The sequence below is a fragment of the Roseofilum capinflatum BLCC-M114 genome, assembly GCF_030068505.1.
Lineage (GTDB): Bacteria > Cyanobacteriota > Cyanobacteriia > Cyanobacteriales > Desertifilaceae > Roseofilum > Roseofilum capinflatum.
The window spans coordinates 1-15,428 of sequence record NZ_JAQOSO010000081.1; the positions used below are offsets into that span (position 1 = coordinate 1).

At 47.3% G+C, this 15,428-nt stretch carries 14 protein-coding genes and 1 other RNA gene; 5 read left to right on the forward strand and 10 right to left on the reverse strand.

What is annotated here, in order from left to right; translation table 11 throughout:
• The first annotated feature begins 202 nt into the window (after positions 1–202).
• Positions 203–1,315: a non-hydrolyzing UDP-N-acetylglucosamine 2-epimerase gene (gene wecB, locus PMG25_RS14410; protein ID WP_283767596.1), complete on the forward strand. Its 1,113-nt coding sequence runs from the start codon at positions 203–205 to the stop codon at positions 1,313–1,315.
• Between the two features lie 411 nt (positions 1,316–1,726).
• On the opposite strand, the gene PMG25_RS14415 is transcribed toward wecB, so the two are convergent.
• The 8 genes from PMG25_RS14415 to grxC form a co-directional block, all read right to left on the reverse strand.
• Complete coding sequence (locus PMG25_RS14415; protein ID WP_283767597.1) at positions 1,727–4,657, reverse strand: EAL domain-containing protein; 2,931 nt, start codon at positions 4,655–4,657, stop codon at positions 1,727–1,729.
• A 44-nt stretch (positions 4,658–4,701) separates the two neighbouring features.
• Positions 4,702–5,259, reverse strand: a complete 558-nt coding sequence (locus tag PMG25_RS14420) for a CPBP family intramembrane glutamic endopeptidase (RefSeq protein WP_430540969.1) — start codon at positions 5,257–5,259, stop codon at positions 4,702–4,704.
• A gap of 82 nt (positions 5,260–5,341) precedes the next feature.
• Positions 5,342–6,391, reverse strand: a complete 1,050-nt coding sequence (locus tag PMG25_RS14425) for a DUF3326 domain-containing protein (RefSeq protein WP_283767599.1) — start codon at positions 6,389–6,391, stop codon at positions 5,342–5,344.
• A complete protein-coding gene (locus tag PMG25_RS14430) occupies positions 6,388–6,564 on the reverse strand; it encodes a hypothetical protein (RefSeq protein WP_283767600.1) in 177 nt (58 codons plus the stop codon). The genes PMG25_RS14425 and PMG25_RS14430 overlap by 4 nt, the downstream gene beginning before the upstream one ends.
• 239 nt (positions 6,565–6,803) lie before the next feature.
• A complete protein-coding gene (locus PMG25_RS14435; RefSeq protein ID WP_283767601.1) occupies positions 6,804–7,127 on the reverse strand; it encodes a 2Fe-2S iron-sulfur cluster-binding protein in 324 nt (107 codons plus the stop codon).
• A gap of 221 nt (positions 7,128–7,348) precedes the next feature.
• Positions 7,349–7,532, reverse strand: a non-coding RNA gene (ssrS, locus tag PMG25_RS14440) — 6S RNA.
• A gap of 55 nt (positions 7,533–7,587) precedes the next feature.
• Entirely contained in the window at positions 7,588–8,727 is a 1,140-nt protein-coding gene (locus tag PMG25_RS14445; RefSeq protein ID WP_283767602.1) for a 5-(carboxyamino)imidazole ribonucleotide synthase, read from the reverse strand.
• Between the two features lie 131 nt (positions 8,728–8,858).
• Positions 8,859–9,116 (reverse strand): glutaredoxin 3, encoded by a 258-nt coding sequence (grxC, locus tag PMG25_RS14450; protein ID WP_283767603.1) that lies wholly within the window; start codon positions 9,114–9,116, stop codon positions 8,859–8,861.
• A 150-nt stretch (positions 9,117–9,266) separates the two neighbouring features.
• Here grxC and tpiA point away from each other — a divergent pair, with 150 nt between their 5' ends.
• Together tpiA and folP are read left to right on the forward strand one after the other, a co-directional pair.
• Positions 9,267–10,001: a triose-phosphate isomerase gene (tpiA, locus tag PMG25_RS14455; protein WP_283767604.1), complete on the forward strand. Its 735-nt coding sequence runs from the start codon at positions 9,267–9,269 to the stop codon at positions 9,999–10,001.
• A gap of 86 nt (positions 10,002–10,087) precedes the next feature.
• Positions 10,088–10,960, forward strand: a complete 873-nt coding sequence (gene folP / locus PMG25_RS14460; protein ID WP_283767605.1) for a dihydropteroate synthase — start codon at positions 10,088–10,090, stop codon at positions 10,958–10,960.
• Here the strand turns inward: folP and PMG25_RS14465 are convergent.
• Positions 10,947–13,055 (reverse strand): pentapeptide repeat-containing protein, encoded by a 2,109-nt coding sequence (locus tag PMG25_RS14465; RefSeq protein WP_283767606.1) that lies wholly within the window; start codon positions 13,053–13,055, stop codon positions 10,947–10,949. The two genes, folP and PMG25_RS14465, sit on opposite strands and share 14 nt — an antisense overlap.
• 113 nt (positions 13,056–13,168) lie before the next feature.
• The gene (locus PMG25_RS14470) at positions 13,169–13,477 is read right to left on the reverse strand and encodes a hypothetical protein (RefSeq protein WP_283767607.1); all 309 of its coding nucleotides are present in this window, start codon (positions 13,475–13,477) and stop codon (positions 13,169–13,171) included.
• Positions 13,478–13,679: 202 nt separating this feature from the next.
• Here PMG25_RS14470 and PMG25_RS14475 point away from each other — a divergent pair, with 202 nt between their 5' ends.
• Positions 13,680–14,498, forward strand: coding sequence for a tetratricopeptide repeat protein (locus PMG25_RS14475; RefSeq protein ID WP_283767608.1), 819 nt, complete (start codon positions 13,680–13,682; stop codon positions 14,496–14,498).
• 138 nt (positions 14,499–14,636) lie between these two features.
• Positions 14,637–15,326 (forward strand): hypothetical protein, encoded by a 690-nt coding sequence (locus PMG25_RS14480; protein ID WP_283767609.1) that lies wholly within the window; start codon positions 14,637–14,639, stop codon positions 15,324–15,326.
• The last annotated feature ends 102 nt before the right edge of the window (positions 15,327–15,428 follow it).

A 15,428-nucleotide genomic window follows, 5' to 3' on the forward strand; every position in this document is an offset into this window, starting at 1 on the left:
CCTACGTTTTAGGGGTTTCCTTTTACTTTTGGCGGGAACGAATCGCACACTGTTGGACTTATTGTACTCTTTATTTTTAGGTTTAACGTCCTCATGGGCCGGCCCAAACTGATGGATGGGTATGTCATCTTATCTAACTGGACAAGGGAGACCAGCCAATTTTTATTTTACTCCCTTTTTTTTGTTTGTGTTTGTATAAAATATGTCTAAAATTTGGCGGATTGGGATTATTGTGGGCACTCGTCCAGAGGCCATTAAGTTAGCGCCTGCGATCGCGCAGTTTCGATCGGCTCCAGAGTTTGAGACTCAAGTGATTTTAACGGGTCAACATCAAGAGATGGTGGCCCAAGTGATGGATTTGTTTGGGCTAGAGGCTGACCATAATTTGGAGATTATGCAGCCCAAACAGACGCTCACGGATATTACTTGTCGCAGTTTGCAAGGGTTAGAGGCTCTGTTTGCTGACTTGGGGTTAGATTTGGTCATTGTGCAAGGGGATACGACTACGGCCTTTGCAGCCACCTTAGCGGCATTTTACCAAAAAATTCCCATTGCCCATGTGGAGGCTGGATTACGCACGGATCGGCTGTGGAATCCCTATCCAGAGGAGGCCAATCGACGGTTAATTTCTCAATTGGCCAGTTTACATTTTGCCCCCACAGCATTAGCGGTGGAAAACTTACACCGCTCTGGGGTGGTGGGAGAGATTCACCAAACGGGAAATACAGTCATTGATGCCCTTTTGTGGGTGGCTCAATCTCAGAAGGGGTGTGAAATTCCAGGGTTAGATTGGTCTCAATATCGGGTGTTATTGGCGACGGTGCATCGGCGGGAAAATTGGGGAGAGCCGTTAGAGGCGATCGCCACCGGATTTTTACAAATTTTAGCCCAATTTCCCGATACTGCCCTGGTGTTGCCCCTACACCGCAATCCCACGGTGCGCGAACCCCTACAGCGAATGCTGGGCAACCACGATCGCATCTTTTTAACCGAACCCTTAGATTATGGTCAATTAGTCGGGGCGATCGCCGCCTGTCATTTTGTCTTAACCGACTCTGGCGGACTTCAGGAAGAAGCCCCCTCATTAGGCAAACCCGTATTAGTGCTAAGGGAGACCACAGAGCGTCCAGAGGCGATCGCCGCCGGAACCGCCCGCTTAATCGGCACAGAATCCCACGCTATCCTTAACGCAGCCTCCGAACTCCTCTTGCAACCCGACCTCTATCAACGCATGGCAACCGCCATCAACCCCTTCGGAGACGGCCACGCCTGTGAACGCATCCTCAAGCAAGTCAGAACCTTCCTCAAGTCCTAATACAGCGCTTTGCGCTGTGATGGGGGAATGGGGGGAACAAACAGCAGACTGGGTAGCACTTTGAGCCATTTTAGCGATCGTTCAAAACAGTCATTAATGTACCTCATAACAGCGAAAACTGCTGTATCAATTAAAAATTTAAAATGGGTATCGGTTGAGAACCGTTGGCTCTAGGGAAGCATTCGCGTTTCACGCAAGCTTCGCTTTTATGTCCGCGAAGCAGAAACGCTAATACTAGCGAGGAGAAAGAGATTGCTTCATTCCACTTCGTTCCATTCGCAATGACTTACCTATAACTGATCCAACAGACTTGATATGACACGGTTACCCTCATCCATTCCCTATTCCCTATTCCCTATTCCCTATTCCCCATTCCCCATTCCCCATTCCCTAGCGCGTAGCGCATCACGCCTACCAAACCGGATTTTGCCGTAACAACTCCCTCACCGCCTCCTGTTCCAAAGGTTTCGCAAACCAATATCCTTGCCCATAATCACACCCCAACTCCTGCAACTTCTGCTGTTGTTCCATCGTTTCCACCCCCTCAGCCACCACTCGCATCGACAAACTATGGCCCAAATTCACAATCGACTTCACCAACTCCCAATCCTTCTCCACCTCAGTCTTCAAAGGAATAAACGACTGATCGATTTTCAGGGTATTAATCGGAAACAACTGGAGGCGACTTAAACTCGAATGACCCGTCCCAAAATCATCAATACAAAGATGCACCCCTAACGCTTGCAGTTGGCGCAATTGATCGATCACCGATTCCATCTGCTCCATCATCAACCCTTCCGTAATTTCCACTTGAAACGACTCTGGCGACAAACCATAGCATTGCAACGATTGATAAATCCTTTCAACTAACCCCGCTTGAGAAAACTGACGACCAGCCACATTCACATTCACATAGAGCGAATCTAACCATAACCCATCCGTTTGCCACTCCCTAATTTGCCTACAGGCTTCCTCAATCACCCATTCTCCTATGGTGACAATTAAACCCGTTACCTCCGCCAAAGGAATAAACTTACCGGGACTAATCACCCGATTTTCCTCAGTTTTCCAACGTACCAAAGCCTCAAAGCCAGTAATGGTTCCCGTATGTAAAGAAACAATCGGTTGATAGTATAAACAAAATTCCTGGCGATCGATCGCCCGGCGTAAATCCATCTCTAATTGAAACTGACACTCATCCACCGGGCGCATGGTACTATCAAACAATTGATGATGATTTTTACCCTTGCGTTTAGCATGATAAATGGCTGTATCTGCATCTTTGAGTAACTGTTCAGCATCTTCATACACCAACCCCGTAGACGCATGATGAGATAAAACAATCCCGATACTCGCGCTCATAAATACTTCATGACCTTGTACCCAAAACGGCTCATTAATAAAAGCTTCTTCCATACAATCGGCTAAGTCCATAATTTCATCATAATTCTGGATGTCTGGAATTAGCACAGCAAAATCATCCCCATTTAAGCGAGCCACAATACCACAATTAGCGATATAGCTTTCTAAGCGTCTGGCCACACTAATCAACAGTTGATCGCCCACAAAGTGCCCCAAACTATCATTAATAATCTTAAAGCGATTCAGATCGATCATTAAGACAGTGAAAAAACGCCCCGGTTGTTCGCGCACTTGACTTAAACAGCTTTCAATTTTCTCCATTAATGCAGAACGATTAAACAAGCCAGTTAAGGGGTCATGAAAGGCATGATGTTCTAAAATATCTTGAGCTTTCTTGCGCTCAGTAATATCTTCAATGGTTCCTTCTAAATATAATAAATAACCTTCAGGATCTCGCACGGAATGACAATTTTCAGAAATCCAGATTTGGCTGCCATCCGAGCGATAAACTTGATATTCAAATCCTAAAATTTCTCCGTTCTTCTCAATCAAGGCAATCAAATCATCTCGCTGAGGTGGATGAACATAGAGTTGGGTTTGCACATTATCAACCGTTTCCATCAGAGATTCGGCACAGTCATAGCCTAAAATTTTAGCAAAGGCAGGATTAACACTAATGATTTCACCTTCTAACGTGGTTTGAAAAATTCCTTCAATGGCATTCTCAAAAATACTGTGATATTTTTTCTCTGCTTTGATTAATGCGGCTTCAGTTTCTTTCAGTTCGGTAATGTCTGTTCCTGTCCCCATTAAGCGTACTCTTTGGTTTTGCTCATCTTTTTGTACCGTACCTCGCAGCAAAAACCAGCAAATTTGACCATTTTTATGGACTAATCTTTGGGTGATCTCATAGTTTTCAATTTCTCCTTTAACGGCTCGATTAACTTGCTTAAATAGGCTTCTTTTGTCTTCACTATAGATCCGTTCTGACCAGTCTTCTAAATGGGTATTATTTTCTTCTTTATCATATCCTAATAATTTTTGTAAACTGCCATCTAGCTTAAGTTTATTTTCCAGTAAATCCCATTCCCAAATCCCAACTCTTCCGGCTTGAGTTGCTAGTTCATAACGCTTTTGGCTCTTTTGTAGGGCTTCTAAAATGGTTTCACGCTCAGTAATATCCAAACTCACGGATTGAGTGCCAATAATGTCTCCGTGGGCATTATAGATGGGGGTTTTGATCGCATGAAAATAGCGGGGGCGATCGCTAGGCAAAAAAGACTGGTAATCAACCCGATCTAAGACATTTCCCGTTTCCTGAACCCATCGATCTTCGCCCATCATTTTTTGGGCTAACTCTAGAGGATAAATTTGATCTAAGGATTGACCTATGACTTCTGACCAGTTTTTGCTAATCAGGCTTAAAAAGGCTTGATTCGCAAAGGTTAACTTGCCTTCGCAATCGACCCGATAAATCATTTGGGGTAAAACATCCGCTAAGGATTGATAGTAAACATGGCTTTCCCTCAGCAGTTCTTGCAGTAAAAGATTAAAACTCGTCAGTCGATCTAAACTTTTATCTAAGGAATTTTGGGTGTTTTTTAGCTTCTGGATCAGGATTTTGTTGCGATCTTGGGTATGGCCGATTAATAGGGCAATACTAAACATCAAGAATCCAGACAAACCCAATTCTAAAGGGGTATGGGGGAAAAAGGGGCGATCGCCAGGGATAAAGCCATGATAGACCAGGATCGCATTCACCAACAGGGCACTCCCTAACCCGACGTTGAACCCTCCCCAATAGGAGACGAGCATCAGAGCCAAGAGAATGCTAATTAAGGGATAAATTTCCTGTAACCTGAGACTGCTAAAACCTTCTAAAGGCGTAAATACCAAGCCAAACAAGAGGAAGCAACTCCATACACCGAAGGCGGTTAGAGCTACCCTAATCTGATGAAAATGATATTGCGGTGGTCTCACCTGAACCTCCTAGCTGAATGCAAAAAGCCGGAGTGAGTTGAAGATTAAGCACTTAAGTTAGATGGATTGCCCATTTTCCAGGTGAAACTAGAGACTAGATTCGTGAGAATATGGGCTAAAATCGGAACCAACAAGTTACCCGTGGCTAAAGCACTATATCCTAGGGCTAGTCCGACTAAGGTTGCCCAAATGACATAGGGCCATTGGTTATTCCCACTTAAGTGTAAAACACCAAAACACAGGCTTGATAAAATCAAACCAGTAAAGTTAAATCCTAGAGCAGGGAGCATCACCCCTCGAAAGAGGAATTCTTCGCTGAGGCCGGGTAGGAGTCCTAACCAGAGGATATCGGGATAGGTCAAGGGATTAAGGACAAGGCCGAGATAAACGTCGGCGCTTTGGCGATAGGCGGGCCAGAGGCGATAAACTAGGGCACTAGCGGCGGTAATTCCTAGGCCAAGAACGGCTCCGATCGCCAGTTTATCGAGTTGCCATTGGGCGCGAAGATGGTCAGTGGGACTGATCGCTAACCACACTTTGGCGACAATCAGCAGAATCACAGCAGTTACTCCCATGGCGATGAGAATCTGCGATCGGGTCATCGGTTCTAAGTCGAGATTATGTTGGTCACTCACAAGCGTTTAGGTGAAGAAAGGTCAATTTTGGGGTGGCTTACCCCTTTCTCTATAAAGGTAATAGGTGAGGTTGAAGCGATTCTAGGCTTACCCCAGACCGATGGGCAACTAAGACTCCAAGGGCTTCTAAATACGAGTTTACTCGCACTACTGGGATTTTGAGTGGTTCTGGAGGCGATCGCATCTCGGTGGTATTCTCATCAACAGCAATAATGCAAGTCTGGGTTTGACTTAACTTTAAGATAGCACTCCCTCCACAGGCGGTTGCCGGAATCACTGCCGCATCTACCTGATCGGCCCAAATATCAGTCGGTTGAGGGCGATAGGGGGCTAGGGGGGTGAGCAGTTGGGGGGCGCGACTTAAGCCGACTAAAACGCAGGGCAAAAAGGTATATCCCAGTTCTTCGGCGGCAGAACGGGGGGAGAGCTGGGGGTTAAGGGGTAGGGGTTGGAGAGCTGGAGCATGGGCGCAGGGGATGCCCAAGGTGCGAACGACCAGATGGGAGATAATGGCTTCTAGGCCGGCAATGGGGTCTACTCCTTGCCCTTGTCTATAGTTTTGCAGGGCTTCGCTTTCGGTATCGTCGGGAAACCGAGCGACTACGGCGATCGCCTCTGCACCCTGTTCATCTTTCAGTTTTTCAGCCGCTCTGAGCAAGCTATCTGGGTTGCCCAGGGTTCCCGAACTGGCGTGACTTTTGCCCTGGCTTAAGCTCACCTCTAAGGGCGCGTCCGTCATCACATAGCCGGTAATCTTTAATCCCAGGGTTGCCCGTGCTGCATCGGCTACTTGTAGATGACGAGTGCGTAAGTCTGGCTCGATCGCCCGATCTAAAATCAACCCAATCCGGTTACCCTGTACTGGGCGCAGTCCCCAGTGTTGACTGGCAAACCGGTCTAGGGCATAGCCTTCCACGTACAAGCTGTTAGGAATATTCCAGTAGAGGGATGCGCCATTGAGAACATTGGGATGGGAAATTAGGCGATCGCTAATAGAGGCGATCGCCTTTGCTACCGGCAGGGCATCCCCCGCATAACCCCCAATGGCTGCACCAATACCCGTGGGGACGATCAGGACAACAGTATAGGGGCGGTTCACGCTTGTTCGATCACCACCGCTTCTACCGTCGCCTTTTGCTGCTCTTCATCCACAGCAGTCACCGCCCAACGCAAGGGTTCCCCCCGCTTTTCCAGTTCCGTTTCAATCTCTTGATGCAATTGGTTCGGCGTAGCTTGTAAATCAATTTCGGCCGTAATAAAGTGAGTCGTCATGTCTTTATTCTCTTGGTAAACAGACCAGATCTTGCCCTCATCCCCCGTCCCCTTCTCCCACAGGCGCTGCCCTGCTTGCCCTGCTTGCCCTGAGCGAAGTCGAAGGGAGCGAAGTCGAAGGGAGCGAAGTCGAAGGGAGAAGGGGGGAAAAGTCCCTCTCCCGTGGGAGAGGGATATAGGGAGAGGGCATTTCCAGTTTACATTTCATTAAAAATTCTATAGCACGAGTTCAGAATTTCCTATTTCCCAAACTGTGCATCATAGACCTCATCCTCTTTTTCAGTCTCTAATTTAATATTCGATTGAGGATAAGCAGAACAGAGCAGGGCATATCCTTTTTCCCGCAATTCCGGACTCAAGCCCATGGCATCATTATCATCACCATAGCGCACCGTCCCTTCTGTCAGTAATGCGGCACAGGTTTCACACACTCCCGCTAAACAAGACTGAGGTAAATCTAGACCCTTTTCATTGGCTACCTCTAGAATTTTCCGGTCTTCAGGAACTTCAATGGTCTCAATTGTCCCTTGGTGGTTAATTTCAACAGTAAAAGTTTTCGTCATATCAGTTTCGGCTCAGAATCACAGAACTCAACCGCCCCAGGATGCCCTGATCTGCGGCACAAAAAAACACAAACGCGCCCATTTCTGGCGCGTCCTTAATCTTATCATTACTAAAGTACCTTGCAGCGAATTTATTCCCCATTCCCTATTCCCTATTCCCCATTCCCCATTCCCTATTCCCTATTCCCCATTCCCTATTCCCTATTCCCCATTCCCTGATGAGATAGACCGCAACGCCGTCTTGCCTCAGCTTTTGACCTGGGGTTACCAGGTGGGTACTGAAGTCCCCGCTTCCGTTTCCGAGTGCTGGCTCGGTTTACTGCCGCTAGGATCGCTTTCAGTTCCCTTATAAGTCAAGCATAGATCATAAAACGTTATTGGCAGTCACCAACGCCGCAGCCTATCTTGATTCGTATTCTAAGCCAAATTCCTGTTTGGGGCTAGGGGGGATTAGAGATTTTTATCTCGGATACCACATCGATTCTATTTTTTGGGCGATCGCCACCAACTCCTCCCGTTTTGTGGTATCTGTACAGACCGTAACATGGCCTAGCTTGCGTCCCGGTCTGACTTCAGGCTTGGCATACCAATGGACATGACTGCCAGGAATTTGGGCTAATGCCTCCCGTTGCTCTAAATACTCGCTCTCTGAAGTTTCATACCCCAATAAATTCACCATCACCGCTCCCCCGCACTGCAAACTCGGATCGCCCACTGGTAAATCTGCCACTGATCGCAGATGTTGGGCAAACTGGGAAGTTTGGCAAGCATCTAAGCTAAAATGACCGGAATTATGGGTACGCGGGGCAATTTCATTCACTAAAACTTGCTGGTCAGCCGTTAAGAAAAACTCAATCCCAAAAATTCCAATTACCTCTAACTGATTGAGTAACGTCCGAGCCATTTCCTCAATTTTTTGTTGCACAGTTTCCCCCACTTCAGCCGGAACCAACACCCACCGACAAACCTGATTAATCTGTTGGGTTTCCACCACCGGATACACCACCACCTCCCCAGAAGAAAAGCGAGCTGCCATCACCGCCAATTCTCGCTCGAAGGGTACAAAGTCTTCTAATAAAACGGGAACATCAGCAAAGGTTTTTGCCGCTTGATTTAACTGGTCTCGATCTTTTAAGATCAAAGTTCCTTGACCATCATACCCCTGTCTTCGGGTCTTCAAAACCACCGGAAAAGACAAATTTTCCGGTAAATGATACCAATCTACACTTTTAAACCAGGGAACCGGAATGCCTAAATTTTGCAGAAAACAGCGCTGATCGTATTTATCTAATAACGGTTTGAGGGCAGATAAACGGGGACGAAAACAGATCCCAGACTGCTCTAGTGAAGAGAGCGCCTCTAGATCGATAAACTCATTTTCAAACGTAATCACCTCACAGCGTTGGGCCAATTGCTCTGTAGTAGCAGCATCGGCGATCGCCCCAAAAATGACCTCCGAGGCTCTAGAGACTGCCGGATCGCTCGATTCAGGCGTTTGTACGATGAATTCAATCCCCAAGGGTTGGGCTTCTAGAGCCATCATCCAGGCTAACTGTCCTCCCCCAATCACCCCCACGCGAGTTTTCTGTCCCTGTTTCATAGTTCTCTATCCTTAATCACCCAACCTTCGATCATACCAAGGTTTTTCCGATTCCCAAACTCCGCCCCAACAGGAATGCGAGCATCTTGCTCCCTAGAAAAAGGCAGCGAGCAAGATGTTTGTCCTTGACTTTACAGAGCTAAAATGGGGTCGAGTTTACCCTGAGAATCAAGGTCATAAATACCGCTACAGTCGCCCACATATCGATCGTCAACAAAAATTTGAGGGAGCGATCGCGGGCCGCCCGTGCGCTCTACCATTTCATCCCGTGCGTCTTCGTCTCCATCGATACAATATTCAATATAGTCAGCCCCTTTACGGTCTAATAAGGCTTTGGCTCGCAGACAAAAGGGGCAGGTACTCCAGGTGTAAATTTCAACTTTTGCCATAGTGGTTGTGTGTCTCCCAGAATCTAATTCTTTTACAATTCTAGACAAAATTAGCGATCGCCCCAGGAACCATTGCAGAAAGCGCCCAAAAAAAGGTACGATGCTCCTTTGAGCTTATGAATATTGCTTAGTCTGAGGATTACATCATCAGTGCGAAAGATAGTTTTAGCAGGTAACTGGAAAATGCACAAAACCCAGGCCCAGAGCCTAGAGTTTTTGCAAGCCTTTCTCTCTCAATTGGAACAAACCCCCGCAGAACGAACTGTCGTTTTGTGCGTTCCCTTTACCGATTTAGGGATTTTAGCAGAAAAACTAAAGGGAACTCGCGTCGATCTGGGCGCTCAAAATGTTCACTGGGAAGACCAGGGCGCTTATACCGGTGAAGTTTCCGGGCCCATGCTGACAGAGATCCCAGTTCAGTATGTGGTCATCGGCCACAGCGAACGCCGGGAATATTTTGGTGAAACCGATGAAACCGTAAATTTACGCCTGAAAGCAGCTCAGAAACATGGGCTAATCCCCATTCTCTGTGTGGGAGAAACAGAGCAACAGCGCGTGAATGGGGAAACGGAATCTCATATTACTTCCCAGTTGGATCAAGATTTAGTCGGCATCGATCAAAGTCAACTGGTGATTGCCTATGAGCCAATTTGGGCCATTGGAACTGGGAAAACTTGTGATTCTCAGGAAGCCAACCGGGTGATTGGTTTAATTCGTTCTCAGCTTTCTAACCAGGATGTGCCGATTCAATATGGAGGCTCGGTGAAACCGGATAATATTGATGAGATTATGGCCCAACCGGAAATTGATGGAGTTCTCGTTGGTGGCGCAAGTCTGGATGCACAAGGGTTTGCCCGAATTGCCAATTATAACGCTTCGCCCTAGGAAATAGGGAATAGGCAACAGGAAATAGGCCGTAGGGGCGAACGGCCGTTCGCCCCTACAGTTTTTAGGTTTTATGGGACTAGAATATGGCTTGGATAGTGCGGGGACGCTCCTTGAATTGGGGAGAGCAAACCTATGTAATGGGAGTGTTGAATGTTACGCCAGATAGTTTTAGTGATGGCGGGGAGTTTAATCGTTTAGAAACGGCGATCGCCCACGCCCAATATTTAGTCAATCAAGGGGTAGATGTCCTCGATATTGGCGGTCAGTCCACCCGCCCCGGTAGCCCCCAAATTTCCCTGGATGAAGAACTCAATCGGGTGATTCCAGTCATTGAAACCCTCAGAGAATTACCGGAACCCTATGGCACAATCCCAGTTTCTATTGATACGATGCGATCCGAAATAGCAACGGCGGCAGTAGAGGCAGGTGCGGATTGGGTGAATGATATTTCCGGGGGAGACTTTGACGAGCAAATGTTGGCAACCGTAGCTCAATTGGGAGTCCCGATTATCTTGATGCATATGCGAGGAACTCCAGAAACCATGCAACAGTTGACCGACTATGAAGATTTAATCGGCGAAATTGTGGCAGTTTTAGAGGAGAAAATCCAGAAGGCTCTGAAGGCAGGAATCCAAGAAATAATCATCGATCCAGGCATCGGATTTGCCAAAACCTATGAGCAAAATTTAGAGATTCTGCGCCAGATTCCCCGGTTGCGCGAATTGGGTTGTCCGGTGTTAATTGGCCCATCGCGCAAAAGTTTTATCGGTCATATTTTAAACCAACCTGACCCCAAACAACGGGTTTGGGGCACAGCAGCAGCCTGTTGTGCGGCCATTTCCGGGGGTGCAGATTTGATGAGAGTCCACGATTTGCCGCAGATGGTGGAGGTGTGTCGGGTGGCTGATGCCATTTATCGGCCGGGGAACCGCCAATACCCATTCAATTCTCCATAGAACAATTCGGGTGAATTGCTCCTTGGGAACACAGATAAGTCAGTTGTTTTGGGTCTATATTTTGCGCGTCACTAAAATCCACTCCCGCAAATCCTTGAGAGGGCGTTACAGGAGATTGTTTTTCTACAAAGTCGTCTTTTGTCTCCGGTTTGACCACTGATTCAAACACAGCTCCTTCAAAGTTAGCCCCCGCTAATTTGGCTCCTTGAAAATCCGTATTCACTAAAATTGCGCCCGTAAAGTTAGCCTCTTGTAGCTGGGCATTACTGAAATTTGCGCCAGTTAATTGGCTTTGGGTAAAATCGGCTGATTGCAATTGGGCACTGCTAAAGTTCGCTTGGGATAAATTAGCATTTTCCCAGGTCGTTTGCGTGAGGTTGGCTAACTTAAATTCACTGGAGATCGCTTGAACTTGTCCTAAGCGTGAGCCTTGTAAATTGGCAAAGGCAAAGTTAGTATCATTTAAGTTAGCTCCGGTAAAACTGGTGGTTTCTAGGAAGGCAGATTGCAGCGTCGCGCCAGTCAGTTGGGCGCTACTGAAATTTGAGCCAGTCAATCGGGCTTCATTTAAGTTGGCTTTGTTCAAGATGGCGCGAATTAAGTTCGTGCGACGAATGATGACATTAGATAATAGTGCCCCCGTTAAATCCGCTTCTTTTAAGTCCGCACCACTTAAATCAGCAATACGGTCATCAAATGTACCCAAGCGCTGATCGTCCCCTGCTCCATAAAATCGACTCCATTTAAGGCTGGCTTGGGATAAAATTGCGCCGCGAAAATTAATCCCCGATAGGTCAGTTTTGTCCATCACTGCCACAAACGCAACCGGGGCAGAAGTTTTGCCTAAATCCACTTGCGCTAACGACAAATTTTCCGGTGGTTGGCGATCGATCGTCAGAATTTTGACGATCGCCTGTTTAGTCGCTCGCAGGCGCAAGCGAATCATATTTTGTTGGGTTGAGTTGCTTCCTGGACTCAAGGTTTCCATATCCTTTTGCAGAGCTAGATTAGCCCGTTGCAAATAGGGGAGAGCCTCCGGCCCCATGCTAAACAGGGCCTGTTGAATGGTCTCTACTAAACTAACGTCAGTTTCTTGGACTAATAAATCGACCAAAAATTGATAGGCTTTGGGGTCTTTGAGGGTTCCCAAGGCCAAAATTGCCTCTGTCTGGTCGGACTTAGCCACCGAGCGATCGAGATTTTGCACCAATTCTAAAAAGAGTTGATTATCCTGAGCATCCCCTTCCCGGACAGTGGTTTGGGACTGAATAAAAATTTGGGTTCCCACAAACGTCACCAGTACCGAACCCAAGCCTAAACCCATGGCCGTCACCAGGGTAATACCGGGATGGGTTTGCATCCAAGTCCATAAACTGGGTTCATCTTTCCCGGTTTTAGGAGTCAGGGCCAAAGCGCCGGGGGGGTCTTCTCCAGGGTTGCCATAGGTGAGGGTTAGGGGTTCGGAGATGGGATAAGTACCCGCAATGCGGTCATGGAAAGCGCGATAGTAGCGGTCAAAGAGGCCGCTAAACACTTCCACGGTGAGCATTAAACCCGATAGGCCCAGTAAAATGGCCAGTTGGGGAAAAGCGCCGCTATAGCGCCAAATGGCATAGGCCAGGCCGATGGGCAGCCCCCAACGCCCGATCGCCTCCCGAACCAGGGCCCGTCCTAAGCCGGGAACCCCCCCATTAAAAGAGATGACGCGCACCCCTAACCAGCGTTTAGGGGAGGTTTGGCCGGTCGTTCCCAGCAGATAGAGTTGCCATCCAGCGACAGCCACCGGAGCAATAAAAGCCACTGACCAGAGCAAGTTAGTGAGGGGAGAAACCGGGTTTTGGCGATCGCTCATGGGTAAGGCTAAGGTTTTGGCGATCGTCTCTTGGCCAGTAGCGACCATAGAATTGAGAGGAACTGGGGTTTGAGTCCCTCGATCTTGGGCATAATCCCCCAAACCATAGGGAACGGCTGCACTGACGACCACCATTGATACTTCCACCACCCAAGCACTAAACCGCCGTAAGGATAAAGGAGGACGACGGAGTTTGAAAGGGGGATTGGGGTTACTCTCTTTAGGGGCCGTTGAACTTGCCATAGGGTCGAGTCTTGAACTGGGAATGAATCTAAAAGGATGCTTGTACCAGGGAAAGACCTGAATGTATTCCCTGTGGTCTGTCTTCCCCTAGACAAAGCTTTTTGAACTTTAACCTAATTTTGCGAGGGGTCAGACTCAATTAAGAATTTGTAACCTAAATATAAAGCTCCCCCTAAAACCGCTAAGGTGATTAAGGTCGTGACCAAACGCAGGAAGAGATTGAGAAAACCAAAGCCAATAACTACTGCCACTCCAGCAACGACCAGTTTGCCGGTACTCGATAGGGTTTGATACCAATTTTGGATTTTTGTCAATAGGCCTTTGACTGACCCAGAACTAAAAGTGGAGTTATAGGAACGATTGAGTTGTTCTTCGAGTTCTCGCAGACGGCGATTAGTGTCGCGGGGGTTTTCAGAATCCATGGTTTTATCCTCTGCAAACGGCAACTCTATTAGGATAACGTTTCTTGGAGAACGGCGAGGGCAGATCCATTTAGGGACTGTCTTATTGTTTTGTTACAATAAAACAGCCTTGCACGAGACGGGCAATTTCAGGGACTTGAGTTACAGATGAAGAGAAGAATAGTAACTGACACGATGACCGACAATCAAGGAGAATAAACCCATGGAACAAGTGATTGTGATTAATGCTGCAAATTTTAGCCCGGAAGTCTTAGAGCCATCTTATCAACAACCCGTATTACTGGATTTTTTTGCCACCTGGTGTGGCCCTTGTCAAATCATTAAGCCAATTTTAGAGAAGCTGGCGGTTGAATATGGGATTACGTTAGCGAAGGTGGATATCGATCAAAATCCAGAGTTGGCCAATCGCTACCATGTGGAAGGAGTTCCCGATATTCGGGTTGTTCATCAGGGAGAGGTCATTCCTGGTTTTGTAGGCGCTTTACCGGAAGCAAACATTCGGGAAATGTTATCTAAATTTAATCTGCAATCTTCCTTAGAACGAGATTTCAAGAAAATCAAGGCATTAATTGCCGAAAAGCAGTATCCCCAAGTCAAAGCGATTTTAGATCGGTTGTTTGAAACCTATCCTCAAGACCCTAGATTGGTATTAGTTGCGGCTGAATTTCTGACCCATTTGGGTCAATTTGAACAGGCAGAGAAAATGCTGATGACTGTGGATAAGGACGATCCAGAATCATTTTCTAGAGCGCAGTCGATGAAAGGGTTATTGTATTTTCATCGTCAAGTGAGTTTACCCGTGGAAACCGAATTAGATCGTGAATATGTTCGAGCCTGTCATCAGGTATTAGAGCAGGATTATCAAGGGGCACTCGACAAGTTACTCTATTTTGTAGAGCAGCACCGCTCCTATCAGCAGGATGCTGGACGTAAGGGGATGTTAGCCTTGTTTGATGGTTTGGGTCCTAATCATCCTTTGACTCAGGAGTATCGGAAAAAGTTAGTTTCGGCTTTGTATTAGATGCTGTTAGAGCGCTTCGCGCGGTAATAGGTAATAGGAAAACCATTTTTCACGGTTCTAACCCCGATCCTGGAACTTCAGGATCGGGTAGGAGGTCATGGGGGTCATGTTGTTTTAGTTAAGGATGAAGGGAATAGGATGAATTTTAGAGAAAAATCAGCCCACTCTCCGATAGGTTTAGGTCTGAGTTTAGTCAGTTTATTAACGATGAATTTGTCTGGGGGGGTACTTCCAGGGGTTGCCCAAACCTCTCCTTTAGTGAGTCAGTTGTTTCCGGATGCTAATGATGTCGTCATTCCAGAGGGAGTGGTGTTACCAGTGGTTTACAATCAGGCCGAGAAGGTGGTGATTGCGCCGGATGAAATGTTTGAGTTGGTATTGACAATTGCGGATAATATTACCTCTCGTCAGGGACAATTGTTGATTCCCAAGGGATCGCAGGTGAGGGGAGCGTTGGAACCGGTTTCAGGAAGTACGCTAGGGACTCGGTTTGTGGCACAGGAGTTGGTTTTGGTCAATGGTACTCGTTTACCGTTCGATGCGGTTTCACGCACGTTTACGGAAACCGAGCGGTTAGGCCGCTCGCGAGCGGTTTCGATCCTCAGAGGTGCAGCCATTGGTGCAGGTGCAGCCACGATTTTAGCCGGGATAACGGGCGATCGCGCGATCGCCACGGAGGAGGTTTTGGGGGGTGCAGGTTTAGGAGCGCTCACTGGGGTGTTTTTGGGACGCAACAAGGGTGAGGTATTTGTGATCGATCCGAATACGGATCTGGATTTACGGTTGCGATCGGATTTGAGGATTTCTACCAATACTGGGCGCTGGTAGGGACTTGATTGGATCTAGATGGGTGTTGGTTAATGTAGCCCTTTATCAGCAGGGGGTTTTCAAAGTCCGGGGCAATCTTTAAAAGAAAAGTGAACTTTTCCC

What these genes read in the sequence shown, in the direction of transcription:
- wecB (WP_283767596.1), top strand. Translation starts at nt 203, where the DNA reads ATGTCTAAAATTTGGCGGATTGGGATTATTGTGGGCACTCGTCCAGAG.
- PMG25_RS14420 (WP_430540969.1), bottom strand. Translation starts at nt 5,259, where the DNA reads ATGACCCGATCGCAGATTCTCATCGCCATGGGAGTAACTGCTGTGATT.
- PMG25_RS14430 (WP_283767600.1), bottom strand. Translation starts at nt 6,564, where the DNA reads ATGACGACTCACTTTATTACGGCCGAAATTGATTTACAAGCTACGCCG.
- PMG25_RS14435 (WP_283767601.1), bottom strand. Translation starts at nt 7,127, where the DNA reads ATGACGAAAACTTTTACTGTTGAAATTAACCACCAAGGGACAATTGAG.
- PMG25_RS14445 (WP_283767602.1), bottom strand. Translation starts at nt 8,727, where the DNA reads ATGAAACAGGGACAGAAAACTCGCGTGGGGGTGATTGGGGGAGGACAG.
- grxC (WP_283767603.1), bottom strand. Translation starts at nt 9,116, where the DNA reads ATGGCAAAAGTTGAAATTTACACCTGGAGTACCTGCCCCTTTTGTCTG.
- folP (WP_283767605.1), top strand. Translation starts at nt 10,088, where the DNA reads ATGGCTTGGATAGTGCGGGGACGCTCCTTGAATTGGGGAGAGCAAACC.
- PMG25_RS14465 (WP_283767606.1), bottom strand. Translation starts at nt 13,055, where the DNA reads ATGGCAAGTTCAACGGCCCCTAAAGAGAGTAACCCCAATCCCCCTTTC.
- PMG25_RS14470 (WP_283767607.1), bottom strand. Translation starts at nt 13,477, where the DNA reads ATGGATTCTGAAAACCCCCGCGACACTAATCGCCGTCTGCGAGAACTC.
- PMG25_RS14475 (WP_283767608.1), top strand. Translation starts at nt 13,680, where the DNA reads ATGGAACAAGTGATTGTGATTAATGCTGCAAATTTTAGCCCGGAAGTC.
- PMG25_RS14480 (WP_283767609.1), top strand. Translation starts at nt 14,637, where the DNA reads ATGAATTTTAGAGAAAAATCAGCCCACTCTCCGATAGGTTTAGGTCTG.